The organism is Nostoc sp. (assembly GCF_036917465.1).
GTDB lineage: Bacteria > Cyanobacteriota > Cyanobacteriia > Cyanobacteriales > Nostocaceae > Nostoc.
Genome location: NZ_JBALDL010000106.1, coordinates 52,575 through 76,687, shown reverse-complemented (window position 1 = coordinate 76,687; position 24,113 = coordinate 52,575). Strand labels below are relative to the sequence as shown.

The following is a 24,113-nucleotide window of genomic DNA, read 5'->3' as shown; positions in this document are numbered from 1 at the left end:
GGTTTAATACTAAAGATTATTCATCATTTCGCTAAGTCTCTGATTAACTCAGCAGTGCTGGGTCGTTTTGCATAGCCTAGTCTAAACTCCAGTAAGTAATGAGTAATGGGTATTTACTCATTACTCATTACTCATTTAATTTGTTCACCGATGATGACACCAAAATTGTATGAATAAAAAATGGGTAAATCTCATTAAAGTTAACAGCCTACCCTTAATCCCCCCGATGTATTGGGGGGAAACAGGAAATCCGGTTCCCTCCCCTTTATAAGGGGAGGGTTAGGGTGGGGTAACGCGGATCGTAATGAGTGGTGAGTGAACTCAATATTCAGTTTTTACAACGGTTTCACGTTAAGTTGACACCAATGGCATCTTGCCCATCCAACTTATGCAAGTTAAATACGAAATACTTTAACAGGATAAAACTCAAGTTAATCCCATCGGACTAACTTACACAAGAATACCTAATCACATAGAAAATATGTATTCCTCCGATCGCATGAGGACATAGTTCTCAAATTTTGGGACAGTAAGGTTAGAGAAGTCAATAATTTAATGACTTTTAGAAGTGTCGGAGGTAAATATGAAACGAATTTTTTTGACGGCAGCAGCCTTACTCAGCACGCTATGTTTAGCTGCTCCCCTTTCCGTCAAAGCCGAAAACTCCGCCCCTGTTCGCCGTTTGCTGGAAACTAGAGCATGTTCTGGATGTAATTTAACAGGAGCAAACCTGAAAGGCGCTCACCTCATAGGTGTTGACTTAAGAAATGCAAATTTAAAGGGAGCTAATCTCGAAGGTGCAAATTTAGAAGGCGCTGATTTAACGGGCGCAAATTTAAAGTCTGCTAATCTCACAAAAGCATTTGTCAGCGATACTATCTTAAATAATGCTAATCTCACCAACGTTAATTTGAGTAATTCCCGTTTATATAATAGTGACGTAGATGGCGCAATTTTGGCTAATATTGATTTAAGCGGCGCTGATGTCTTTAATACTGCCATTAGCATTGGTGGGGAATACTAATGGTGAGTCATTATTTTAAAGTGATGAGTTAAGAGTTATATTCAACTCCTAACTCTGCACTTTTCAAGCTTTATTCACCAGTAATTGACAGTTCATTAACCCAGATTTTCGGGCAAACTCCCCCTGGTGTTAACTCCGCTTCTTTTTCCACATAAATAATTGACTTTAAGAGTTCCAAGAAATCGCCAGCAACTGTTGCTGACTCAATACTCGTCCTCACACCCTTATTAACTAGCCAACCATCAAACGGCAGAGAAAAGGAACCTTGCAAGGATTTAACTCCAGCATGGAGAGCTTGTAAATCATCGATAAAAATCACATTTTCCGCAGTTTCTAAACTCAACTCTTCTTCAGGAGTTGCTGTTGTGAAAACATGATAAAAATTTGGACTAACGCTGACTTTTGCACCAATACTGGCATTACCTGTGGGTTGGGCATTCAACCTTTTGGCAGTGCCTGCACTATGAAGAAAGCTTTTTAAAACACCATTTTCAATCAACGAAATTTGACGAGTCGGTGTTCCCTCGCCATCAAAGGTTTCTGCTCCTACGTTAGCTGGATGCAGTGCATCGTCATAGACTGAAAGCAGAGAGGAAGCAATCTGTTTACCTAAATCATCAGGGGTAGATAGGCTTTGATTATCCAAAATACTTTGGGCGTTAAACAAATTAGAAAAAGCACCCAACAGGCTTAAGAAAGCTTCTGGTGAAAATACAACTCGATATTTACCAGTCTTGATTTTTTCATAGTTTAAGTGACTGATAGTTTTATCGGCGGTTTCTTTGATGCAACCATTGATGTCTAGATTATCTAAACTATGGTTGATTCTAAAAGCACCTGCACTGCGCGGTTTTTTTCCTTCTTCTTCAGTTTTACTGTAAAGATAAACTGATGCTAAGGAGTGAGATTCAGTTCTGACTGCACCATCGCTATTGAGATAGAATCTGTCAATATCTCTTTGCGATAACCCATTATAAGGTACACCTTTAATTGCTGGATGGGCTGCCAGTAATTCTTTTTCAGCTACCAATAATCTTTCTATGAGTTCAGCAACAGGTGCTTGGGATGTCTTATCTTGAGGTTTGTTTGCAATGGAAACAATAGCTTCGGGACTAAAATCAGGAACATTTTCTTTAACACCAAAAAAACTGGCTTCGTAAGCAGTTTTCAAAGCTAATTCTAATCCCTTGGGGTCTACATCTGTGGTGCTGGTGACACCCATTGTATTTTCTTCATTCCACACACGAACAGTAACGCCAGAGCGATTTGATGCTTTAACTTGTTTTGGCTCACCTTGGTCTACTTGGACGCTTGTATCATCTATTGTTGAGCCATAAATGTCGAATTTCTTAATGCCAAGTTTCTCAGCATTATCCTTAGCAGAATTTGCAATCTCATTGATATTTGGCATAGTCAATTTTGGATTTTAGATTTTGGATTGGAAGCGATTCTATTTTGAAGATTAGATTTTGGATGTTATTGCTTATATTTCTCTCGAATAATTCTGACTGAGAAAATAGTTCAACACATTTTAGATTCTGAGATTGAACCCACGAAACAATCCGAGAGGTTGAGCATTTTGGATTTTGGATTGTAATATTCAAAATCCAAAATCCAAAATCTAAAATTATTATCGTCCACCGACGGTAATAGAATCAACTTTGATGTGGGGTTGTCCGACAGTGGTGTAAATACTTCCACTCACAGAGCCACAAAAGCCTGGTGCAATTTCCAAATCTTGGGAACACATAGAAATTTTGTTCATAATTTCCTTAGCTTCACCAATCAAAATTGCTCCCTTTAGTGGTTTGGTGATTTTGCCATTTTCAATCAAATAAGCTTCATCAACACTAAAGTTAAATTGACCTGTAGCACCAACACTACCACCACCCATTTTTTTACAGTAAATACCTTTATCAACAGAGGCAAATAATTCATCAGTGCTATATTCGCCAGAATCAATATAAGTATTACGCATCCGGCTGGCAGCCGCAAAGGTATAATTTTGGCGGCGGCCACTTCCTGTTCTGGGGTGTCCGGTGCGTGCAGAACCTGTTCTATCGGCTAAGAAGTTTTTGAGAATGCCTTTTTCAATTAATAGGGTTCTTTGAGCAGGCATACCTTCGTCATCCATATCAATTGTCCCGAAAGCGTTTTCAGAGCGCCCTTCATCCCAGGCGGTTAAACTTTCGTGGGCAATTTTTTCGCCTTTTTTGTCAGCAAAGGGAGTAGTATTGCGTTCGATTTGAGTTGTTTCTAGCAGATGTCCGCAAGCTTCGTGAAAGATTACGCCGCCAAAGTGATTAGCCATAATAATGGGGTAAGTACCAGATTCAACGTAATCGGCGTAGAGCATTTTTCCAGCCGATTCTGCAATTTTTTCGGCGGCTTGTTGAGAATCCCAAGTTCTCAAGAAATTGGCATCGCTAGTATTACCCGCGCGATCGCCAATTGAGGTACGATTAGCACCATCAGCACACAATAGGTTAAATCCCACTGACTGGGTAAGGCGAATGTCACGGGCAAAAGTGCCGTCACTGGCGGCGATTAAAACTTCTTGCCAATCCCGGAAATAGGTAGCACGGCGCGATTGGACGTGGCTAGCTTTTTGGTTCAGGTGAGCAGTCCCATCAAGAAGGACTTCTCCCATTTCGCGGATGGAACTACAGCCTGCTAGCCATGCATCTTTACCTCTTTTGGTGGCGTAATCTCTCAGTAATTCCAGGTTAATTTCTGGGATGAAAGCTTTAGGAGTAGGTAATTGCAATCCCAGGATAGAAAGACCTTTTTCTAAAGCTGCTTTCAAACCAGAAAACGAAAGGTCATTAGTACTGACGTAGCAATCGGCTTTGCCGCGAAATACTCTGACTCCCGCACCTGTAGACAGACTGGGTGAAATACTGGTGATGGAATCGTCTTCGGCAAGACAACTAATATAGTTGCGACGCTCTAAAAATAATTCAATGAAGTCAGCACCTGCGGCGCGTCCTAATCCCAGGAGAGTAGCCAGGGGGGCTTCCCAGGTTTCATCGAAACGCTCTGGTGTGGAGGAATATTGTAAGGTGGGAAGTTGATTCGAGAGAAGTAGCGTACTTGTAAGCATGGGTAGCCTCGTCTGCTGGCGTAATTCAGAGATTTGACTGAAAAATCCTGGTGTGTTCACTCTAGCAAATTTACTCAACTACCATCTTGACCAATTCTTTGAAAAGTAGTGTGGATTTCCCTAACCCTCTTTCAAAAAGCTTGTCAATAAAAAAGCCCGCAAAGGCGGGCTAAGGTTTTGAAAGTTCGTACCATTGACGGTGACGGCGGAAAATTTAGATGCACCTAATATTATGTATTTAACTAGTACTCTTCTCAATGAAGGGAGTCACGAACTAGGAAATGCTCTAACTGTGGTAATAATGAAGAAATTTCCTGACCACTAACTCCTACTAAATATACAATCTTATTTCCTGCAATCTAGACTATCACTCTCAGCTTTATTTGCGATTTGCAATTTTGAGCGGAATTATTGCTGCTTGTCGCTCATTGAAAGTCTGACTTAAATTGGAAGTTTCTGCTGTAGATAATAGATTCTTAAATAAGAGCTTCAATGTTCGAGCAATAGTTTTCATAATTTTCATTTTGCTGGCGCTTGGCTTTTGGTCATATCTCAAAACCATTGGAATCTCTGCGATTTTTGGTCTGAGTACTTTGGCTTTTAGGAGTAAATCTATCATGCAAGCAAATCCACTTTCAGTAAATAGATTATCGCCATAATAGATATCCAGTTTAGTGAGGAAAGTACGGTTATATAGTCGATAGCCACAAGTATAGTCTCTTACACCTGGTACACGGGCGGCAATTCTAAACAGCCAGCTAGCTCCGTAACTCATTATCTCTCTAAATTTTGATAAACCTATGACTTTAGAGCCTTTGCGGTATCTAGATGCGATCGCAATATCATAGCTACCAGCTATCATAGTGTCATACATCTTGATTAACAGTTCTGGTGGTTGAGTGTTGTCGCAATCCATTGCAGCTAAAAAATCGCCTTCTTTAGAAATTTCTAAGAAAGTTGTGAAACCTGTTTTAATCGCTTCCCCTAAACCAGCATTCTTGGAATGCTGGACTAATTTAAGTAATATCCCTCGTGATTTAGATTCTTTTAAAGCTGTTTCAGCAGTTGCATCACTACTACCATCATCAACAAGAATTAGTTTTATCTCCATATTAGAGATTTGCTGCAATGTCTGAAATTTTTTGAATAAGGGGCGAATTGATTCTTGCTCGTTGTATGCAGGTAAAAGAACAAAAAGACTCATAAAGACCTCGTATGATTTTTAAAATAAAATACAATTACTCAAATCTCAATAATTCAACAATTTTGATTTCTTGAGAAATTCATCGACTTGTCGCACAACTGCGTTGTTGTTGACGCTATCATTTACCAACTGTGAGGTATTGACAACGAAAAAATCATCATTTTCGGTACTCACTTTTGGAACAAGGCTTGAATAATTTAAAACTTGTAGTGGCTGCACTTTAATAGCTCGATTTATATGTGCTGCTACAATGTCATCTGATTTAAGTTCTGGGAACATCAAACGTATACCCTGGAAAAACATTTGACGCAATTCCTCATCTGGCTGTTTTAACAATGGGTCAGTGGAAAGGATATATTTTGGTAGGAATGTAATATGATATCCTGCTGTCTCTTGTAAAGAAACTAAGTTGCTCATACCGATAACACCGGTAAAAGGAATATTTTTATCGGCGATATTTACTACGTAATAAGGAATTAAAGCCTTACGAGTAATCAGTACCATGCAAATTACACCCAGGTATTCTACTGTTTCATAGGTGTCTGAAACTTTCACTAGTTCCTTAGCAGCAACCTGTTGCAAAATATTAACTGGGCCAGTGAAAATGACTTTATCAAAATGTTCTTTTTTTCCCTGAGATTCGACCCACATTCCACCCCCTGGATGAGGTGCGATATATTCTACAGTCACCCCTGTGCGAATATTACCTCCAGCCGCGTAAATTAATTTTTCTATATGGTCAAAAACAGTTTTGTAACCGCCTGAAACATAACCAAGTTGTTCTTTATTTAATGAAGAATCACGTGCTGAAAATAGTCGTTTAATATAAGCCCAAATAAAAACTGCTGATATTCGCTTATAGTTGTCTCCTAATTTTGATAAAAGCAAGGGTTTCCAAAGCTTTTCGTATGTGTTTTTACCACCGATTTTTAATAGCCAATCTTCAACTAAAATTTTCTCTAAGCGCCGCCAGTTATTAAGGCGTGAACCATATAGTAGAGTAAAAGCTAATCTGACTTTGCCTATAAGTCCAAATAGAGGAAAGCGTAAAAACTCTATAGTGTTACTAATAGAATAAAACTTTTGATTGTCATAAAACCCTGTTAAACTTCGATGCCAACGTAGCTTATCTCCAAGACCAATATCTCTAAGAAAATTTATTAAATGAGTATCAGAAGGTAGGATAACGTGATAAAAGCGATCCCAAGTGAATAAGCCATAATCATGATAGGTGGTAAGTCCACCAAGCTGTTTATTACTATCGAATACAGTTACGGTATGTCCTTGATGTGCAAGACGTTGGGCTAATACTAGCCCCGTTATACCTCCGCCAATGATACCTATATTCATAAATTTAATTGAGATTTTTATAAGGATGGTTTTGAAATTTATCTTCAGAGGTTATTAATATTAATAACCTCAAAAATTGTTAGTTTAGCTGTTAGTTTACTACCAGAATTACACCACCTATGATGATGGAAATTCCTAACCACTGGCTAAACATAACTTGCTCTTTTAAAAGATAGTGCGAAGCAATAGGGATTAATGCATACATTAATCCTAGAACTGGAAATGCTTGACTCAGAGGAATTGTCCGCAATACATAAAGCCACAATATAGTCATCAATGTATAGCAGATAAACCAAATCAAAAAATAACGAGATAATAACAGATTTAAAATAGATGTGCTTGCTCCCTTTATAGAGCTAGAAATGTGAAGTCCATATTTTAGTGATACGTTAGCTGTGGTTCCAAATAAAACTACAATTATTAAAAGTAGCCAGGTAATAATATTCATTTTTCAATATATTTAGTAGATTTACTATAAATAAATTTATATAGACTTTTTGAGTGGAATAACCACTAAAAGAATACCCATAAAAATAGTGATAACTCCTGCAATTCGATTTGGTGTAATTACCTCATTAAAAAAGTAGTATGAACCGAAAAATATACCCACATAATTTAAACTAGTTAGGGGATAAGCAATACTCAATTTTACCGAACGCAGAGCCAGTATCCAATTTACTATTCCCAAACAATAAACACTAACAGCTAATGCTAACTTTTGCAGAAATTCCCAAGTAAACAGTCCCTCATTTGTATGACTCATGGTATATTTCATCAGCAATTGTCCAGAAATACTCAATAAGATACTCACAAACAAGATAATGTAGGGGATTATTTTAAACTTTGAAATTTGCCCTATATATTTCATATTGCATTTGCCTCAATCGAGATGATAGGTATGAACCTGACACCAAACATATCGTCCATACTTTCTGTGCAATTCGACTTCCACTTTATTAATTAAATAGACAATAAAACTAGGCAGGCTATGTTGACATGACTGATATCAAAATGGCCAGCGAAATAATGTACAAGAGTTAGTAATTAAATACTATGCAGCTTGTAAGAGGGTTGCTGTATTATGTTTACTTCCGGTATTGTCGGAGTAAATTAAGCTAAATTGATTTACTGAGTTATACTCCCAGATAAACTAGTTTTATTGTTTGGTAATTGACACAATTAACTTCGGCTTTACCAAACTGTGAATTGCAGAAATCTTTCATATTAACCAGTCATGCTTCAAGATTACTTTTAGTGCGATGTCTACGACGGGCTACGCCTACGCAATTTCTAAGTTATAGCGGATTCTAGAAGTCTCGTTGAATACACTACTGAACTTCTCAAGCAATTAATTTAACTGGATTGATAAATGTTCTTCATTTTCTCCAAATAAAGTTTATTAATTTTATGAGATACCATAGAATTTATCTAGGCTCACATACCTATTTGTAACCTTGGCTGAGAACTAAGCCGATTAATAAAAATTTGTACTCCAAAAGAGTATGCATACATACTCTGTTTAGACATGGGAACATAATGAATAACAGAAGTCTGCTTGGCTACGCAAATTGTAGACAGTTAAATTCAATCTAGAGTACTGAGGCTTACAAATTTCTAGTTTTACTCAATGTCCAAATGGAGTATTTGAGGAGACTAATAGCTAATGGAAACTAATGTTTGGTAAATAAATCGCAGGTGACGTTGATTTAAGCGGATTTGAAATATCTTTTCATTATTTTAGTATTACGCTTGTTTATGTTTTCCTTAATTAAATGTAATTTTTATTAGAGTTTTACCTCAAAATTTATCACTACATATAATTAATTACTTATTAACTAGAATACCACGATAAAAGCGTGTTGCATATTTATAGCGAGACTTCATCAAAAATTTATTTCTTCAAAATCTACTTAAACAACAACTTTACAAAGTCGCAACTTTTCCATACTGACTATTATAAATTTTAGTTCTTAATAATTTGTAGATTTATGAATACTTTGTAGTTAGTAAACTTGCAGAAGTAGAAATAGTAAGCTAAAAGTTAGAAAAAGCAGAATTTCAACTTGAATAACAGTGCAGGCACTATTAAATTGTAACAAAACAATAAGTAGGTGGGTGGAAAAATTTATAACTATGTAATTGCGAGTGGAACTGGGTGAAACGAAGTAATCACAAGCACTTTAGCGATTTTACATTTTGTTACATAGTTCGGTTTATTTGAGCCTATCTACTTACATACTTACATTAAAAATAGCAACCCATGTAAAAGTTGAGAAGAAATTAATTGGTGTTGATTGGTATTATTTAATTTATCTAAGTTGTTTTCCTGTAGTTTCAGTTTATTTGGGTTCATTCTCCTGCAAAAGTCTGTTGGTCATTATTAAGACAATGATTAACAATCCAAACTGAATTTGCCAGGGTGCTAATACTAAACTTAATATCAAGCTAATAGCTGCAAACACACCTGCAAGATATGCAATTTCATCAGTACTCTTTTTAAATAGGTAGCCAGTGGCTAAAGCAGTACACAGTGGTATCAAGAAAAACAAAGGCATATTACTAACCTCTGAACTAAAAGTTGTTTTGTTTATAAAACGAATCAAAAACAAATCAATATTGATTGTTTTTGGAAGTGTGCTTAATTTTACATCCAATAAGGTTTTAGGCACAACAGTCGATCGGGATAAATATTATTATAGAAAATTAAAACTACGCAAGGTTGTAGATTTCACTAATTGGAGTAATTTTTGCGATAGATGAAGCACCAAAAGCTTGGTGAATAACTCTTTTTTAATGGCGGTGCGTCTAGCAAGGTTTAGAGTTGGTGAAGAGAGGTTAGAGGTAACTAAATTAAGTATAAAATTAGATGATTGATTCCGAGGTGGTTGTTTTTTCGCTCTCCTAACTGAGCATTGATGCGTAGTAGATTATACAAATTTACTTTAACTATGTGGATTGATAGGGTTTAAAACTTGGGTAGGTGGATTTTGTCTATGTCGCTAATTGCACTCTTGTGAGAAATCATCTGGTAAATTAGCTGCAAATTTGGCCTTGCGCCAAGATAAGGGTCTAGCATATTACCTTTAGAAGTAGCATTTTCATTTTAGACACCTAATGCTGAACATTCCTCAACTACTGGCAACTGAAATAAACCTCAAACCCCATCAGGTGCAAAACGCGCTGGAACTTTTGGCGGAGGGTGCAACAATTCCCTTTATTGCACGTTACCGCAAAGAGCGCACCGATGAGATGAATGAAGTGCAACTACGTGAACTGGCTGATCGATATACTTATTTAACAGAACTGGAAGAACGAAAATCTGCGATCTTAAGTGCGATCGCCCAGCAAGGTAAACTCACAGATGAACTCAAAGCTAAAATCTCATCCTGCTTACAAAAAACCGAACTTGAGGATTTATATCTACCCTATCGCCCAAAGCGACGCACCCGCGCCACCATCGCCAGAGAAAAAGGACTCGAACCACTGGCGGAGTTCATCAAGTTACTAAATATCAAAAATGCTGCAACTGCATCCTTGGAGGAAGAAGCAGCTAAGTATATTTCTGAAACCACGGGAGTCAAAACCGCAGAAGAAGCTCTTAAAGGTGCGGCTGATATTTTAGCAGAAGAAGTAGCTGAAAAAGCTGAATTACGCGCATATATCCGCGACTATCTTTTAGAAGAAGGAGTATTCGTCTCCCGCATCAAAGATGATTATCCCGAAGGGACAACCAAATTTGAGATGTACCGTAACTATAAAATTAGGGTAAAAAATATTGCACCGCATAATATGCTGGCGTTGTGTCGGGGTGAAACTGAAAAAATCTTAAGCTTTGAAATCGCTTTCGATGAGGATACGGTACTTTACTATCTGGAGTCGAAAGAAATTAAAACCAAAGTTCGGCCAATTCGGGATTTTTATCAGGCGATGTTGAAGGATGCATTTAACCGTTTAATGAAAATCTCTCTAATGGGAGAGGTAATTTCTGAGAATAAAATATATGCAGATATAGAATCAATCAAGACATTTGAAACTAATCTGCGAGAGTTGCTGCTGTCTGCACCGGCGGGAATGAAACCAACACTGGCGATAGACCCTGGATTTAGAACTGGGTGTAAAGTTGCTGTCCTCGACCAAACAGGAAAATTTTTGGAATACCAAGCGGTTTTTCCCCACCAAGCGGCTGAACAACGCGCGAAAGCTGCACAAACTGTCAAAAATCTGATTGAGAAATACAAGATTGAGTTAATCGCCATTGGTAACGGTACAGCGTCCCGTGAGACAGAGGAGTTTGTGACGCAAGTATTGCAAACAATAGAAAGCAAACCAGTCAAGGTGATGGTGAATGAGTCCGGTGCATCTATATATTCTGCAAGTACTGTAGCCCTAGAAGAGTTTCCCGATTTAGATATTACCGTGCGAGGTGCTATTAGCATCGGCCGCCGTTTGCAAGACCCTTTGGCGGAACTGGTGAAAATTGATCCCAAATCCATTGGCGTGGGACAATATCAGCACGATGTCGATCAGAAGTTATTGAAAAAGAAATTGGATGACACTGTAGAAAGCTGCGTTAACTATGTCGGCGTGGATTTAAACACCGCCTCCAAAGAACTTCTGACTTCCGTCTCTGGGATTACGGCAACAGTTGCCAATAACATTGTCGCCTATCGTAACCAGAATGGAATCTTTAAAAATCGCCGTCAACTCTTGAAAGTTCCGAAGCTGGGGCCAAAGGCTTTTGAACAAGCGGCGGGTTTTCTACGGATTCGCGGCGGTGACAATCCATTGGATAATACAGCAGTGCATCCAGAGAGTTATTCTGTAGTAGAAGCGATCGCATCCGATCTAAATGTGCCATTAAATCAGGTGACAGAAATTGCCGAAAAACTCAAAAAGACCAACCTGAAGAAATACGTTACCGATAGCGTCGGCGAACCTACACTGCGCGACATTCTTAGCGAACTAGAAAAACCTGGTAGAGATCCACGGGCTGAGTTTAAGTATGCCACCTTCCGAGAAGGAATTACAGAAATTAGGGACTTAAAGGTGGGAATGGAACTAGAGGGAATCGTGACAAATGTCGCCAACTTCGGCGCTTTTGTTGATATCGGCGTACATCAAGATGGCTTAGTGCATATATCCCAACTTGCTGATAGATTTGTAGACGATCCCAACAAAGTTGTCAAAGTCGGACAAGTAGTTAAAGTCCAGGTGCTAGAAATCAACGAGAAACTGAAGCGGATTAGTTTGTCGATGAAAGCAGTTAAACAATAATTAGAAACAGCAGATGGCAGTTTATCAAGTTCGATTCATCAATTCTACACTTGGGTTAGATCGCACCATCCAAGTCCCAGACGATCAATATATTCTGGATATAGCAGAAGAAGCTCGTATCCGTCTACCATCTGGGTGCAAACAAGGCGAATGTTCTGCTTGTATTGCCAAACTCATTAACGGTGAAGTTAATCAAAGTGAGCAAAAATTTCTGCGTCCAAGTGAAATACTGGCTGGTTATGTTGTGAATTGTGTAACTTACCCCTTGTCTAATTGCACTTTAGAAACCCATCAAGAGCAAGTCTTATATAAGTCAGCACTTTACTATCAGCCTGAGTCTGAAAAATCTCAGTGATATTAAATTAATCTTAAATTTTTAGGGTGCGTTAAAGAAATTTAATGCACCCTTGAAAACATGGCGTTATAGTAGGGGCGCTTTCATGCATCAATATTATAACTACTATAGTCTTCTCAAGAATAGACCTAATGGTATAACGAAATTCTATCTTGCAAGAGAGGTGAAAGTCTGGCACATAGTTAAAGATGAGATAAGAAGTTACAAACAAAAAAGATTAGGTCAGAAAAATGTTGACACCATTATTAACCGCCCTAGCTACAGCTTTGAGCCTGTTGATTGTTGATTTAGTTGTTCCAGGCGTTAATATTGCTAATTTCCCCGCAGCTATAATCGCCGCTTTAGTAATTGGTCTAATTAACGGTTCAGTTAAACCAATTCTATCTACTCTTTCACTACCGCTTAACTTTCTATCATTTGGAGCATTTTCGCTCATCGTCAACGGTTTGTGTTTTTGGTTAGCAGCAGTGCTAGTTCCTGGGTTCGGAGTTCGCGGAATTATAGGTTTCCTTCTTGGGCCAGTGATTCTAACTTTTGCTAACACTTTCATTAACAACTACTTTGTTGAAAAAAATCTTTTAGCTGGTAGTAGTGATGTCAAAACCCAAGGTGAATTACCTTCTAGATAAATATTAAAAGGAGTAGAAAGAGTATTTTTATCAATTATCTACTCCAAAGAACATATCCGAAGGTGGATTTCCTAATTCGGCATCTTCAAAAGAATGTAACTAAACAAAATTACAAAGTTGTAAAATCATGAAAATAGTTCGTTTTGTTCTAGGTTTGTTACTGCCTCCTTTAGGCGTTTTCCTCACAGTTGGAGTTGGCCCAACATTGTTTATTAACATTTTGCTCACGGTTCTAGGTTGGCTACCAGGTAGTATTCATGCAATTTGGGTTATTGCCAAGCATGATGAACAACTGAATCGAGAAAGTGGTATTTACTAATACGCAAGATTAGTTTTGATAAACCTTACCTTAAATATGGTGCGTTATGGCTTTATCCATAACGCACCATTTTACTTTCTACCAAAACTTATAGTAATCCGAATTGAAAGGTGTCTCTGAATAAAACCAATTTTGAATAAACTACTGAATTTGAGCATCGTCAAAATTTGCGATGCAATGTTTTAGCGATCGCCCTACTGATATTGGTTTAGAAGATGTTTTAAAAGTCCTCTGGTTGGTAGCAAAACGTTTTAGATCCCCCTAAATCCCCCTTTTTAAGGGGGACTTTTAGAGACTTTTCCCCCTGGGAGCCAGCGCAGTCATTTGGTAGGATATGAAGCAGAACTACAATAAGGCAAAACAGCTAATTCAGGGTCTATTATGACAACTACACCAAGCTTAAATTCCTGGGTTATCTGTCCCCAACCAAATCCTCAAGCAAACTTGCGTTTATTCTGCTTCCCTTACGCTGGTGGTAGCGCGGCAATTTTTCGCACTTGGCCGAATAATTTACCTAGTAACGTTGAAGTCTGTGCTGTGGAATATCCGGGGCGTGGAAGACAGATGAAGTCAGCACCCTTGACACGATTAGAACCTCTTGTTGAAGCGATCGCTCCAGTTCTCATGCCATACTTAGACAAACCATTCGCCTTCTTCGGTTACAGTATGGGCGGATTAGTTAGCTTTGAGTTGACCCATCTACTTCACTCTCAGTATAGTCTTACTGCCTTTCACCTCTTCATATCTGCTCGTCGCGCCCCGCAAATCCAGCCCACAAAACCACCCCTCCACATCCTATCAGACGCTGATTTGCAGTCCGAACTACGCAGCCTCAACGGTACACCCAAAGCAGTGCTAGAAAACCCAGAACTTATGCAGATGTTTCTCCCCGTTTTGCGGGCAGATTTTGCAGTTCTAGAAACTTATATTTACACTCAAAAACAGCCACTGAAGTGTCCTATTACTGCTTTTGGTGGTTTGCAAGACCAAGATGTTAGTCATGAAGCTTTGCAAGCATGGCGAGAACAGACAATCGCTGCTTTCTCATTACATGAGTTTAACAGCGACCACTTTTTTATCCATTCACACCAAGAGTTATTATTTAAACTTATATCTCAAGAATTGCAGATGTGTGAGCATAGCTGATATTAATCATTAAATAAGAAGGAGTTAAGAGCCAGAATATAGAATTTTCCTGACTCTCTGAACTTCTGATGTACAATATTTCTACTTTTATTTTTGGGTAGCGATCGCTAACTTTGCCCCCTTTACCTGACGTACCTGATCCATGATCGCCACTATCTCACCGTGCAAGACTTTTTGATCGGCATTAATAATCACCAAGGCATCTGGCTTAGAACCAACTAAAGTTCGCACTTGCGGAGCTAATTCATTAACTGCTATTGGATTGCGGTTTAGGCTAATCTCACCTTTTTCATTTACCGTGATGGTAATTTTAGTGGGAATTTGCTGTTGCTGCGCCGTAGCTGCTTTCGGTAGATTTACTGGCAACCCTTCTGAGCGTGTTAAAAACAGTGTTGACATAATAAAAAATGTCAAAAGGGCAAACATTACATCAATCAGAGGTACTACATTTATAAATGGTGGTAAATCTGGTTCATTATCATCTAGATCCATAAGATTTCTCCTGTTTGTCGTAGTGTTCAAGTTGTTCATAGCGGTCAAGGAACAGTATTTCTAGCTGTCCGCCGTACTCTTGAATCATTGTTATCTGCCGTTGATATAGTCCCCTAAAAATGCTAGCTCCTAAAAGCACAAAAATAGCCACAACCAATCCTGATGCCGTAGCAACCAAAGCTTCACTAATACCACTAGTAACTACACCAGTTTTAGTACCTCCGACATCACCAATATTCAGTCCAGCAAATGAGCGAATTAATCCTAAAATTGTACCCAGAAGTCCTAACAGAGGCGCTAAACCGATAATAGTGTCAAATACAGCTTGAAACCGCTTGAGTATAGGGATTTCTGCTTGCGCTTCGCTTTTCAAAGCCAAACGAAATTTTTCTGGAGTCGGTCTTTCTAACTGTAGTCCAGCCAGAAAAATACGTGCTATCGGTAAATCTACATTTTTTTGCAGCTTATCCACAGCACCAACGACATTATCAAGTCGATAAAGACTTAAAACGTCTCGCACCACCCGGTTTTGACGCTTACCAATCTGTAGCCAAAACTTCGCCCGCTCAATCATTAGCGCCCCTGCCAACACCGAAAACGCCAGCAGTGGCAGCATGACTATACCACCTGCTTCAAACAAATTCTGAATTCCCATGTAGTGCCTCTAAACGTCATTAACAATACAAAACTCAGACTACCAGAATCAGGCTAAAAAATGAAACTTTTTCTCAATAGAGTTTAAAATATAATCATAATTTTTTCAAATCTGAATGTCATCATTTTTATTTAATCTTTTTTTGTTTTACATAAATTAATATAATCAGCAGATGAAACGAAAATTAATTTCATCTAAAAATCATCATAATCAACAGTATTTTCCAAAGATATTTTTATTATTAATCATGCTGCTCCTTAATGCTGCTCCTTAACGCTGCTCGAAATAATTTTTATTTTTTACTTGATATTTGCAACAACCCATTCTAAGATGTTGAGATTAGTGAGAATAGGTAGCAATAGCTATGAGTTTTTCCGGCACTACTGTCGAGCAACGTTCCAAAGAAGTTGAGGCTCTCAAGTCTTTTCTGACTTACAGTCTGATAGGTTCACTGGCGCTGCATATTGGCGTACTGTCTTCAGGTATAGGTAATTATTTTACGAGATTGCCCACAGCAGAAGAAGAACCAATAGAGGTGGCGATCGTGGATTCTCCGACTGCGGAACCAGAAAAACCAGTTGAAAAAATTCCAGAAGAACTCAAAAAAGAACCAATTCCAGAAGAACTCAAAAAAGAACCGGAAGTTATTCAAAAACAGTCTATAGAAACTCCGCCAGTACAAAAACCAGTACAAGAATTTATTGAAAGACCAAAAATTCAGGCAGTTGAACAACAACCAAAACAAACTACTCAAAACCCACAACCAACAAATAGGGAAATTACTCCCAAGCCATTAGTCCCTGTGACAACTGTTGCTCCTCAAAGCGGTGGCGGTGGCGGTGGTGGTGGTGGTGGCGGTGGTAGTTCAGTCTTGACAGGTAATGGTAGTTCAGGCTCTGGCATTGCTTTAAGTTCAGGCTCTGGCAGGGGTACAGGTTCAGGAATTGGCTCTGGCTCTGGCAGTGGTACAGGTTCAGGAATTGGCTCTGGCTCTGGCAGTGGTACAGGTTCAGGAATTGGCTCTGGCAGTGGTACAGGTTCAGGAATTGGCTCTGGCTCTGGCAATGGAGTAGGAAACCGTCCGACAGTAGCAACAGCGCCAACAGCGCCAACAGCGCCAACAGCGCCAACACCTTCAAAAATTAACAGTTCAGGTAACGGTAATGGTCGTGCAGCCTGCCGCGAATGTGGTGCTAAGTATCCAGAGGCAGCAAGACGGCGAGGAGTTGAAGGTAGAGTCGAAGTAGCGGTTGATACTGATGCCCAAGGTAATGTTACTAATGTGCGGATTGCCCGCTCCAGTGGAAACCGCGACTTGGATGAAGAAACCGCCAGACAAGCGCGTGAGTGGAAATTAAAACCCGCAGAAGGAGGCAGACAAGGGGTAGCGATCGCCACTGAATTTGCCATAAAAGGTTCACAGCGATCGCGCCAAGTTCAAGAACGACAAGCACAAAGACAAGCAGAAGAGAGAACACAGCAGGCAACTGCTGCTGCCAACACCACACCAGAAAATCCAAGACGTAAGCGCAGAGATTTGACACCCCCATCTAGTGAAGCTACAGCCACAAAACCAGCCCAAGCTAGAGTCACAAAACCAGTAATATCTGGATTTAGTAGACGGTTAGAACCTCAAAGACGGGAAAGTACTGCTACAAATTCATCATCTGGAGCTAGGACAACTCGCACTCAAGAAAGTCCTAGAGAGTCTTTACGCCCCATTCGGCGCGAACAAACGGCTACCGATTCATCACAACAGCCACAACCAACCACAAATCGGCGGCGGCGAAGAGATAATACTAGCCAGAATAAATTGCGGGAATCTTTGCGTAGTTTGCGTCAACAACCTCAATCGCAACCAGCTGCACCGTCTACTACTCCTAGTCAACAGTAGAGCGACAATTCAAAGTAAGTCAGGAGTTAGAATACATGAGGCTCCTGGCTTATAAATTATGTTTATTGATGATGCAATTCGCTTGAAACTAGAACTACCTGGTTTAGAATTAAAAGATATCAATGTAGAAGCAACTCCCGAATCAATTTCGATTAGCGGTGAGCGGAAGACTGAAACCAGAAATGAAGAAAACAGTGTTACTCGCTCTGAGTTCCGTTATGGAAAATTTCAGAGGATAATCCCCTTACCTTCTCAAATTCAAAATAGCAAAGTGCAAGCTGAATACAAAAATGGTATTCTCCATCTAACTTTGCCGAAAGCGGAATCAGAAAAACACAAAGCCGTCAAAGTCAATCTCGGCTAATTCAACACTAAAAATTTGGGACTGAAAAAGAATCCTTTTGATTCCAATTCTCAGCAATCGCCGCCTTCCATAAACGGAGGCGGTTCTTTGTTATACAAGAATAGTTTCACCAATCAATACACCTCTATCACAAGGAGGATTAGTTAGAGCTACCGCTCACTACAAATTTTTAATTATTTACGCCGTCCTACTTAAAGTGTTTGCCGATCGCCAATTATATGCTGAGATGATAGTCAGGGGCTAACTCTCAACTTACTCATCTGCACTTTATGTCCGATGTAAAATTTACTGATTTGAATAAAACTTCTACATAAACACACACTGATGCAGTTTGATTTGCTTGAATAGCTATATTGATAGGACATTGATCCGAAGGCAATTCACAATCCTAATTATGGCAAGTAAATTCATTGATGTTAGGGAATACACTGTCAGGGCGCACAAAAGGCAGATTCATACTCGTGTTTTCCAGTTTGTCTGTAAAGAGTGTAACGATCTGACAAAACGCGAGACGTTCGGGCCTCGACCCTTATATTGTGAGAGATGTCGCCCTCCCCAAGCGCCGAAGAAATCCCAGCCGACATCTCAGAAAGCAAAACCCAGAGCAATGTCTTACAAAAGTGATATCGATTTAAATTGATTGAAGCCTTATGACTCAAAATGGACAATTAGAACCGCCTCCAGGAAACTTTCTCTCCCCATTGTTGGAATTACGAGACTATTATGCTCGTCTCACAGAAGAGTATGAACGCCTCTTTGTGCAGGCGCGATCGCAACTAGATCATGTAGAAGCGTTGTTGTCTAACTGGTCTTTTTCTGACCCCAACAAACAGATATCAAGACTGACTGCGGCCGATGAAAGCTCAAATGTTTCCCAAGAAGGCTCTCTGCGGTTTTTATCACCTCTTGATGACATCGACGAAATCAAATTGGTAGAGTCTCTACAATCAGAACTCACAGACTCGGATCAGGCTGAGACTGATAATTCCTTTTCTGCTGCTGTTGATACAAAAGAGAGAAAATCTCCAACTAGATCGTCAGATGCAAAGATCGCTCCAGAAAACAACGATAGTTCAACGAAGGTAGCAGAAATCCCCATGCTACCCCAGTATAATCATGCTATCTCCCGAATGGAAGCCATCAAACAGCTATTGCAAGAGCAGATAGGTACTGTCTGTCATATTGATTTTATCGTGCGATCGCTCTATGGAGAGTTAGATTCCAATCTATTCAAAGTAGTTAAAGGTAGGGTTCAATCTTCCCTCACCCAAGGTAGAGAAAGGAATTACTGGGTAACTATTCCCGATGAGCCAGGTTGTTATACTCTGGATTTAAATTTGGTAGCCCCAAGTAAGCGCAATGGTGCTTCTAGAAACAAAAATAAGAAGCCTTTCATACCCCCGACAAAAACAGTACCGATGCTCAAAGCTTTTGAGGGTCAATTCTTAATTGATGCCCTCACGTCTCTGTTTGAAGACAACCCAGGTAAAGTTTTCAGCGTTGCTGAAGTCATCGCCGGAATTTATGGAGAACTAGATTCTCAGCAAACTAGAGAGATTAAAAATAAGGTGCTGAATGAATTATCTAGAGGCTATCGGACAGGCAGATTTTCTAGGGTTCCTAACGAAATTGGCTTCTATACTTTGGACTCCAATTTGATATTGAAAGGTAGTTCTCGTTAAATTGGGCATAGGGCATAGGGCATAGGGCATGGGGCATAGGGCATAGGACATGGTTATTCTTCTTGTCTACTTGTACATCTTCCCCAGTCTCCAATCCCTAGTCCCCAGTCCCCAGTCCCCAGTCCCCAGTCCCCAGTCCCTAGTCTCCAGTCCCCATTCCCCATTCCCCATTCCCCTATCCCAAAAACAGCTTATATGCTGGATTTTTATTTTCATCCCAATAGCGATAGCCCAAATTATCAAGAAAAGCTTGCCACTCTTCCATCTCATGGGGGGGAACCTGGATGCCGACAACGATTCGCCCGTAGTCTGCGCCATTGTTGCGGTAGTGAAAAAGACTAATATTCCAGTCGGGACTCATAGAAGTCACAAATTTCATTAATGCGCCGGGACGTTCGGGAAACTCAAAACGGTAGAGTAATTCATTATGAGCCAGGGGAGAGTGTCCACCCACCATGTGCCGCAGATGTAATTTAGTTAATTCGTCGTCTGTTAAATCAAGAGTTTCAAATCCTTGAGCTTCAAAGGTTTCTACCATCTTTGCAGCATCGGCACGGTTTTGAATTTGTACGCCGACAAAAATATGGGCTGTTTTTTCATCGGCAATCCGATAATTAAACTCAGTGAGATTACGGTTGCCAATACATTCACAAAACTGGCGAATACTTCCCCGTTCTTCAGGTATTGTGACTGCAAAGATTGCTTCCCGGCGTTCGCCTAACTGTGCCCGTTCTGCCACGAAGCGGAGACGATCAAAATTCATGTTTGCACCGCAGGCTACAGCAATTAAGGTTTGTCCCTCAATTTGTTCTCGTTCTGCGTAGGCTTTGGCAGCTGCGATCGCTAATGCACCAGCTGGTTCTAAAATTGCTCGCGTATCTTCAAACACATCTTTAATCGCAGCACATGTATCGTCTGTATCCACCAGAATAATTTCATCTACATACTGCTGACACAAACGAAAGGTTTCTTCACCGACTTCTCGCACCGCCACACCATCAGCAAATAACCCCACTTGAGACAAGCGCACCCGATGTCCAGCTTTGAGCGATTGAGACATCGCATCAGCATCTACTGGTTCAACGCCAATAATCTTAATTTCAGGACGTAACCGTTTCACATAAGCCCCAATCCCAGAAATCAATCCACCCCCTCCAATTGCAACAAAAATTGCATGAATGGGTTGCTGATATTGTCGTAAAATTTCCATCCCGATGGTTCCCTGTCCGGCAATTACATGAGGATCGTCGAAAGGATGAATAAAGGTCAAACCTTTTTCTACTTCTAATTCACGGGCATAGCTATAAGCATCGTCGTAAGTATTTCCATATAAGACGACAGCCCCGCCCCTCATTCTAACTGCGTCCACCTTGACTTGAGGTGTGGTTACTGGCATGACAATAATCGCTTTGGTTCCCAGGCGATTGGCTGCAAGTGCGACTCCTTGAGCATGATTGCCCGCAGATGCTGCGATTACACCCTGGGCTAATATATCTGGTGGTAATTGCACCATCTTGTTATAAGCACCCCGCAGTTTAAAGGAAAATACTGACTGCATATCCTCACGTTTCAACAGGAGTTGATTATTCAGCCGCGCAGACAAATTTGGTGCATATTCCAGTGGTGTTTCTTGGGCAACATCATATACACGGGCAGTCAGGATTTGAATGAGGTAATCGCAAAGCATGGGTGTCAAGGTGTTAGCAAATGCCGGATGGGAATTAATTTTACGTTACAAGCGATCGCACTGATTTTATTTAATTGCCCTTTCTCAAGATTTTTAGGGAATAAGATTTCAAAATCACTAACATTGTTTGAAGAAAAATCAGTTCAGGAATTGAATTTTATTTTGTTACCTCAAATTTAGTGCGATCACTGCCAGGTTGATTTTCAAAGAGCTTTACCAACTGTTTGAGTATTTATCTCAACAGATAAGTAAAATTTTGCTTATGAATATAATACACCTCTTGTTTGGACTAAAAGTTTAACTATTTCAAGTTTTCCATTATTAGTAGCAGCCATTAAAGGAGTAAAATTACTAGTATTGAGATGCGTGGGATTAGCTCCTGCTTAAATGAAAGTTTATTCCAGGCATCTCAAAGTACTCAAGCAGAACCTTCTCAACCAAAACTTTTTGCCCACGGTGGAAATTAAAACAGTCTAACTTAGTCTTCAGCCGGAAGTTTAACAAGTCATAGCGAGGTTTACCATCTGGATGATTAGCCCTTGGTGGGATATCAAGTGCTTCAATTGGATAACCGCCAATTGTGGAATCTGGAGTTATCCTAAAACTTAAGCCCGGTACCTCAAGGCGCTTGACTACAATGTTCCTCAAACGACGAGAATGGTGAATAACAAGCTCTACCTCTACTTCGATAGCAGTTAGTAACTCCATTATTGTATTTTTTTTAATTTTCAACAGCTTTTAAAAATCTGTTTATTAAGTTTACTATTATTCAATTTTGATTACTTTAATATTCAAAATACCTGATAATTAATAAGGCAATCTACAGAGAGCAAAGATGCAAACTCTCCAAAAACTCTCACTCCCAAGTATGGGCTGTGGAACTTGGGCCTGGGGCAACCAACTGCTTTGGGGATATCACGAAAGTATGGATGACCAGTTGCAAGCGGTGTTTAACCTCTGTGTAAACAACAGTGTGACTTTATTTGATACGGGTGATTCTTACGGAACTGGGAGATTGAATGGTCGAAGTGAGTTACTGTTAGGACGATTCAACCGAGAATATGTAGGTTCAAACGAAGAAAATATTTGTATTGCGACTAAGCTTGCTGCTTACCCCTGGAGATGGACACGCAACTCAATGGTAAGTGCTTGCAAGTCATCTGCCCAACGTCTAGGAAAAAACGTCGATTTGGTACAAATGCACTGGTCAACAGCAAATTATGCTCCTTGGCAAGAGAGAGGGCTGTTAGATGGTCTTGCCGATTTGTATGAGCAAGGACTAGTCAAGGGAGTAGGACTATCTAACTATGGGCCTAAACGGCTTAAACAAGTGCAGAAAAAGTTTGCTGAACGAGGTGTTCCTATTACTACTCTGCAAGTTCAATATTCTTTATTGTCTACATATCCTGTCACCCAATTGGGGCTTAAAGACCTTTGTGATGAGTTAGGAATTAAACTGATTGCCTACAGCCCTCTAGCTTTGGGAATACTGACAGGAAAATACTCTGAGCAAGGGTCTTTGCCCAAAGGAATCCGAGGTTTGTTATTTAGGCAGATATTAGCAGGAATGGGTAGACACGGGGGGACTTCTGGTAGCAAATCGCTTTTGCTATGTTTGCAAGAGGTGGCACAGTTCAGAAATAAAACTATGTCGCAGGTAGCGATTAATTGGTGTATCTGTAAAGGAACTATTCCCATCCCTGGAGCCAAAAGCGTGGAACAGGCTAGGGATAATATTGGTGCGTTAGGTTGGCAATTAAACGTCAGTGAAATTGCAGAGTTGGATCGGGCGGCGGCGAATACAGATAAAAAAATGGTACAAAATATCTTTCAAACTAAGTAAAATCTCAAGATGGATTAGAAGAGGAATGAGTTAAATGTTTTCCAATGCTCCCGTCTAATTTGACCATTACCATTTTGAATTTTAGATTTTATATTGAGAATTATTTCTCTTAAAAGGTTCTACGATTTCATCTGTCGCAATTATTTTTCAAAAGAGTAATTTTAAATTTTTAATTGGAGCAAAGTTACCATGACTGCTGCTGTCTTTCTAGAAAACGTCTACAAGTTTTATAACAATGTACCTGTAGTCAATGACCTGTCATTCAAAATTGAAGCGGGGGAAATATTTGCTCTACTTGGCCCGAACGGTGCAGGTAAATCAACCACAATTCGGATGCTAACTACACTCACGAAACCGTCCCAAGGACGGATAGAAGTAGGTGGATATGATGTGATTAGAGAAGCAATGCTAGCAAAACAAAGTATTGGTGTAGTTTTGCAGCAAACCAGTGTAGATAACGATTTAAGTGTTTGGGAAAATATGGAACTGCATGGGAGACTACATCACATTAGTAACCCGCAGCGACAAAAACTGATTAATCAATGGCTAGAGTATGTTGAGCTAGCAGAAAAACGTAATGATTTGGTAAAAACCCTATCTGGGGGTATGAAACGACGGTTGCAGATTGCGAGAGCTTTATTGCATCAACCACAAATTCTGTTTTTGGATGAACCAACCGTAGGACTAGACCCCCAAACCAGGCGACGAATCTGGGAAATTATTCGGGATTTAAATAAACAAGGGATGACGATGCTACTGACGACCCATTATATGGATGAAGTCGAATTTTTATGCGATGCTTTTGGCTCTACCAAGCCAGGACGCATCGGTATTATGGATGGCGGTAGGCTGATTTCTTTGGGAACTTTACAACAACTCCGTTCAGTTCACGGTGAAGGTTTGGTGATGAAGCAATTGGGTGTGTCTGAGGTGAGAAATGAGAGTGCGCGTAGTTGGGAATATTTGTTTTTCCCATCATTAGAATCCGCGAATATCTACTTGAATGAACAGTCTGATAAAACCGGAATGATGGTGCGTCCCTCTAACCTGGAAGATATTTTTGTAGAATTAACGGGACGCAAGTTAGATTAA

22 protein-coding genes and 2 pseudogenes are annotated in these 24,113 nt (G+C 39.8%); 12 read left to right on the top strand and 12 right to left on the bottom strand.

Annotation, left to right across the window (positions count from 1 at the left end; genetic code table 11):
* The first annotated feature begins 583 nt into the window (after positions 1–583).
* On the top strand, positions 584–1,024 hold the full coding sequence (locus V7K38_RS28495; protein ID WP_334862990.1) for a pentapeptide repeat-containing protein: 441 nt from the start codon (positions 584–586) through the stop codon (positions 1,022–1,024).
* 70 nt (positions 1,025–1,094) lie between these two features.
* Here the strand turns inward: V7K38_RS28495 and V7K38_RS28490 are convergent, their stop codons facing one another.
* The 7 genes from V7K38_RS28490 to V7K38_RS28460 all read right to left on the bottom strand — a co-directional run bounded on the left by V7K38_RS28490 (position 1,095) and on the right by V7K38_RS28460 (position 9,350).
* Entirely contained in the window at positions 1,095–2,435 is a 1,341-nt protein-coding gene (locus V7K38_RS28490) for a TldD/PmbA family protein (RefSeq protein WP_334862988.1), read from the bottom strand.
* Positions 2,436–2,654: 219 nt separating this feature from the next.
* Positions 2,655–4,127, bottom strand: coding sequence for a TldD/PmbA family protein (locus tag V7K38_RS28485; protein WP_334862986.1), 1,473 nt, complete (start codon positions 4,125–4,127; stop codon positions 2,655–2,657).
* Between the two features lie 379 nt (positions 4,128–4,506).
* Positions 4,507–5,331: a glycosyltransferase family 2 protein gene (locus V7K38_RS28480; RefSeq protein ID WP_334862984.1), complete on the bottom strand. Its 825-nt coding sequence runs from the start codon at positions 5,329–5,331 to the stop codon at positions 4,507–4,509.
* Between the two features lie 45 nt (positions 5,332–5,376).
* A complete protein-coding gene (locus V7K38_RS28475; RefSeq protein ID WP_334862982.1) occupies positions 5,377–6,681 on the bottom strand; it encodes an NAD(P)/FAD-dependent oxidoreductase in 1,305 nt (434 codons plus the stop codon).
* Between the two features lie 91 nt (positions 6,682–6,772).
* On the bottom strand, positions 6,773–7,129 hold the full coding sequence (locus tag V7K38_RS28470) for an EamA family transporter (protein WP_334862980.1): 357 nt from the start codon (positions 7,127–7,129) through the stop codon (positions 6,773–6,775).
* 36 nt (positions 7,130–7,165) lie between these two features.
* Complete coding sequence (locus V7K38_RS28465) at positions 7,166–7,492, bottom strand: EamA family transporter (RefSeq protein ID WP_442940815.1); 327 nt, start codon at positions 7,490–7,492, stop codon at positions 7,166–7,168.
* A 1,528-nt stretch (positions 7,493–9,020) separates the two neighbouring features.
* Positions 9,021–9,350 carry a hypothetical protein gene (locus V7K38_RS28460; protein ID WP_334862976.1) on the bottom strand — a complete coding sequence of 110 codons (330 nt, stop codon included), beginning with the start codon at positions 9,348–9,350 and terminating at the stop codon, positions 9,021–9,023.
* 445 nt (positions 9,351–9,795) lie between these two features.
* Between V7K38_RS28460 and V7K38_RS28455 the strand changes: the two genes are divergently transcribed.
* The 5 genes from V7K38_RS28455 to V7K38_RS28435 all read left to right on the top strand — a co-directional run bounded on the left by V7K38_RS28455 (position 9,796) and on the right by V7K38_RS28435 (position 14,404).
* The gene (locus V7K38_RS28455) at positions 9,796–11,955 is read left to right on the top strand and encodes a Tex family protein (RefSeq protein ID WP_334862974.1); all 2,160 of its coding nucleotides are present in this window, start codon (positions 9,796–9,798) and stop codon (positions 11,953–11,955) included.
* Between the two features lie 13 nt (positions 11,956–11,968).
* On the top strand, positions 11,969–12,310 hold the full coding sequence (locus V7K38_RS28450) for a 2Fe-2S iron-sulfur cluster-binding protein (protein WP_334862971.1): 342 nt from the start codon (positions 11,969–11,971) through the stop codon (positions 12,308–12,310).
* A gap of 230 nt (positions 12,311–12,540) precedes the next feature.
* Positions 12,541–12,939 carry a phage holin family protein gene (locus tag V7K38_RS28445; RefSeq protein ID WP_334862969.1) on the top strand — a complete coding sequence of 133 codons (399 nt, stop codon included), beginning with the start codon at positions 12,541–12,543 and terminating at the stop codon, positions 12,937–12,939.
* A 127-nt stretch (positions 12,940–13,066) separates the two neighbouring features.
* On the top strand, positions 13,067–13,258 hold the full coding sequence (locus V7K38_RS28440) for a YqaE/Pmp3 family membrane protein (RefSeq protein WP_334862967.1): 192 nt from the start codon (positions 13,067–13,069) through the stop codon (positions 13,256–13,258).
* 381 nt (positions 13,259–13,639) lie between these two features.
* Positions 13,640–14,404, top strand: a complete 765-nt coding sequence (locus V7K38_RS28435; RefSeq protein WP_334862965.1) for a thioesterase II family protein — start codon at positions 13,640–13,642, stop codon at positions 14,402–14,404.
* A gap of 87 nt (positions 14,405–14,491) precedes the next feature.
* Here the strand turns inward: V7K38_RS28435 and V7K38_RS28430 are convergent, their stop codons facing one another.
* Positions 14,492–14,896: an ExbD/TolR family protein gene (locus V7K38_RS28430; RefSeq protein WP_334862963.1), complete on the bottom strand. Its 405-nt coding sequence runs from the start codon at positions 14,894–14,896 to the stop codon at positions 14,492–14,494.
* On the bottom strand, positions 14,883–15,551 hold the full coding sequence (locus tag V7K38_RS28425; protein WP_334862961.1) for a MotA/TolQ/ExbB proton channel family protein: 669 nt from the start codon (positions 15,549–15,551) through the stop codon (positions 14,883–14,885). Before V7K38_RS28425 ends, V7K38_RS28430 begins: the two co-directional genes overlap by 14 nt.
* A 364-nt stretch (positions 15,552–15,915) precedes the next feature.
* Here V7K38_RS28425 and V7K38_RS28420 point away from each other — a divergent pair, with 364 nt between their 5' ends.
* The 4 genes and pseudogenes from V7K38_RS28420 (at position 15,916) to V7K38_RS28405 (ending at position 19,491) form a co-directional block, all read left to right on the top strand.
* Positions 15,916–17,445 carry an energy transducer TonB gene (locus tag V7K38_RS28420; protein WP_334862959.1) on the top strand — a complete coding sequence of 510 codons (1,530 nt, stop codon included), beginning with the start codon at positions 15,916–15,918 and terminating at the stop codon, positions 17,443–17,445.
* Between the two features lie 67 nt (positions 17,446–17,512).
* Positions 17,513–17,809: pseudogene (locus V7K38_RS28415) on the top strand (Hsp20/alpha crystallin family protein); the annotation flags it as partial.
* Between the two features lie 394 nt (positions 17,810–18,203).
* The gene (locus V7K38_RS28410; RefSeq protein WP_084227393.1) at positions 18,204–18,449 is read left to right on the top strand and encodes a hypothetical protein; all 246 of its coding nucleotides are present in this window, start codon (positions 18,204–18,206) and stop codon (positions 18,447–18,449) included.
* A 10-nt stretch (positions 18,450–18,459) separates the two neighbouring features.
* On the top strand, positions 18,460–19,491 hold the full coding sequence (locus tag V7K38_RS28405) for a hypothetical protein (RefSeq protein ID WP_334862957.1): 1,032 nt from the start codon (positions 18,460–18,462) through the stop codon (positions 19,489–19,491).
* A 175-nt stretch (positions 19,492–19,666) separates the two neighbouring features.
* On the opposite strand, the gene ilvA is transcribed toward V7K38_RS28405, so the two are convergent.
* The 3 genes and pseudogenes from ilvA to V7K38_RS28395 all read right to left on the bottom strand — a co-directional run bounded on the left by ilvA (position 19,667) and on the right by V7K38_RS28395 (position 21,910).
* Positions 19,667–21,178: a threonine ammonia-lyase, biosynthetic gene (gene ilvA / locus V7K38_RS28400; protein WP_334862955.1), complete on the bottom strand. Its 1,512-nt coding sequence runs from the start codon at positions 21,176–21,178 to the stop codon at positions 19,667–19,669.
* Between the two features lie 260 nt (positions 21,179–21,438).
* Positions 21,439–21,522, bottom strand: a pseudogene (locus tag V7K38_RS29760) (hypothetical protein); the annotation flags it as partial.
* 28 nt (positions 21,523–21,550) lie between these two features.
* Entirely contained in the window at positions 21,551–21,910 is a 360-nt protein-coding gene (locus tag V7K38_RS28395; RefSeq protein WP_334862953.1) for a hypothetical protein, read from the bottom strand.
* A 103-nt stretch (positions 21,911–22,013) separates the two neighbouring features.
* On the opposite strand from V7K38_RS28395, the gene V7K38_RS28390 reads away from it, so the two are divergent.
* Both V7K38_RS28390 and V7K38_RS28385 read left to right on the top strand, forming a co-directional pair.
* The gene (locus V7K38_RS28390) at positions 22,014–23,021 is read left to right on the top strand and encodes an aldo/keto reductase (RefSeq protein ID WP_334862951.1); all 1,008 of its coding nucleotides are present in this window, start codon (positions 22,014–22,016) and stop codon (positions 23,019–23,021) included.
* 189 nt (positions 23,022–23,210) lie between these two features.
* Entirely contained in the window at positions 23,211–24,113 is a 903-nt protein-coding gene (locus tag V7K38_RS28385; protein ID WP_334862949.1) for an ABC transporter ATP-binding protein, read from the top strand.

Coding starts and splice junctions, on each gene's coding strand:
- V7K38_RS28430 (WP_334862963.1), bottom strand. CDS start 14,896: ATGGATCTAGATGATAATGAACCAGATTTACCACCATTTATAAATGTA.
- V7K38_RS28475 (WP_334862982.1), bottom strand. CDS start 6,681: ATGAATATAGGTATCATTGGCGGAGGTATAACGGGGCTAGTATTAGCC.
- V7K38_RS28405 (WP_334862957.1), top strand. CDS start 18,460: ATGACTCAAAATGGACAATTAGAACCGCCTCCAGGAAACTTTCTCTCC.
- V7K38_RS28440 (WP_334862967.1), top strand. CDS start 13,067: ATGAAAATAGTTCGTTTTGTTCTAGGTTTGTTACTGCCTCCTTTAGGC.
- ilvA (WP_334862955.1), bottom strand. CDS start 21,178: ATGCTTTGCGATTACCTCATTCAAATCCTGACTGCCCGTGTATATGAT.
- V7K38_RS28495 (WP_334862990.1), top strand. CDS start 584: ATGAAACGAATTTTTTTGACGGCAGCAGCCTTACTCAGCACGCTATGT.
- V7K38_RS28455 (WP_334862974.1), top strand. CDS start 9,796: ATGCTGAACATTCCTCAACTACTGGCAACTGAAATAAACCTCAAACCC.
- V7K38_RS28410 (WP_084227393.1), top strand. CDS start 18,204: ATGGCAAGTAAATTCATTGATGTTAGGGAATACACTGTCAGGGCGCAC.
- V7K38_RS28390 (WP_334862951.1), top strand. CDS start 22,014: ATGCAAACTCTCCAAAAACTCTCACTCCCAAGTATGGGCTGTGGAACT.
- V7K38_RS28385 (WP_334862949.1), top strand. CDS start 23,211: ATGACTGCTGCTGTCTTTCTAGAAAACGTCTACAAGTTTTATAACAAT.
- V7K38_RS28450 (WP_334862971.1), top strand. CDS start 11,969: ATGGCAGTTTATCAAGTTCGATTCATCAATTCTACACTTGGGTTAGAT.
- V7K38_RS28490 (WP_334862988.1), bottom strand. CDS start 2,435: ATGCCAAATATCAATGAGATTGCAAATTCTGCTAAGGATAATGCTGAG.
- V7K38_RS28420 (WP_334862959.1), top strand. CDS start 15,916: ATGAGTTTTTCCGGCACTACTGTCGAGCAACGTTCCAAAGAAGTTGAG.
- V7K38_RS28445 (WP_334862969.1), top strand. CDS start 12,541: ATGTTGACACCATTATTAACCGCCCTAGCTACAGCTTTGAGCCTGTTG.
- V7K38_RS28485 (WP_334862986.1), bottom strand. CDS start 4,127: ATGCTTACAAGTACGCTACTTCTCTCGAATCAACTTCCCACCTTACAA.
- V7K38_RS28480 (WP_334862984.1), bottom strand. CDS start 5,331: ATGAGTCTTTTTGTTCTTTTACCTGCATACAACGAGCAAGAATCAATT.
- V7K38_RS28470 (WP_334862980.1), bottom strand. CDS start 7,129: ATGAATATTATTACCTGGCTACTTTTAATAATTGTAGTTTTATTTGGA.
- V7K38_RS28435 (WP_334862965.1), top strand. CDS start 13,640: ATGACAACTACACCAAGCTTAAATTCCTGGGTTATCTGTCCCCAACCA.
- V7K38_RS28425 (WP_334862961.1), bottom strand. CDS start 15,551: ATGGGAATTCAGAATTTGTTTGAAGCAGGTGGTATAGTCATGCTGCCA.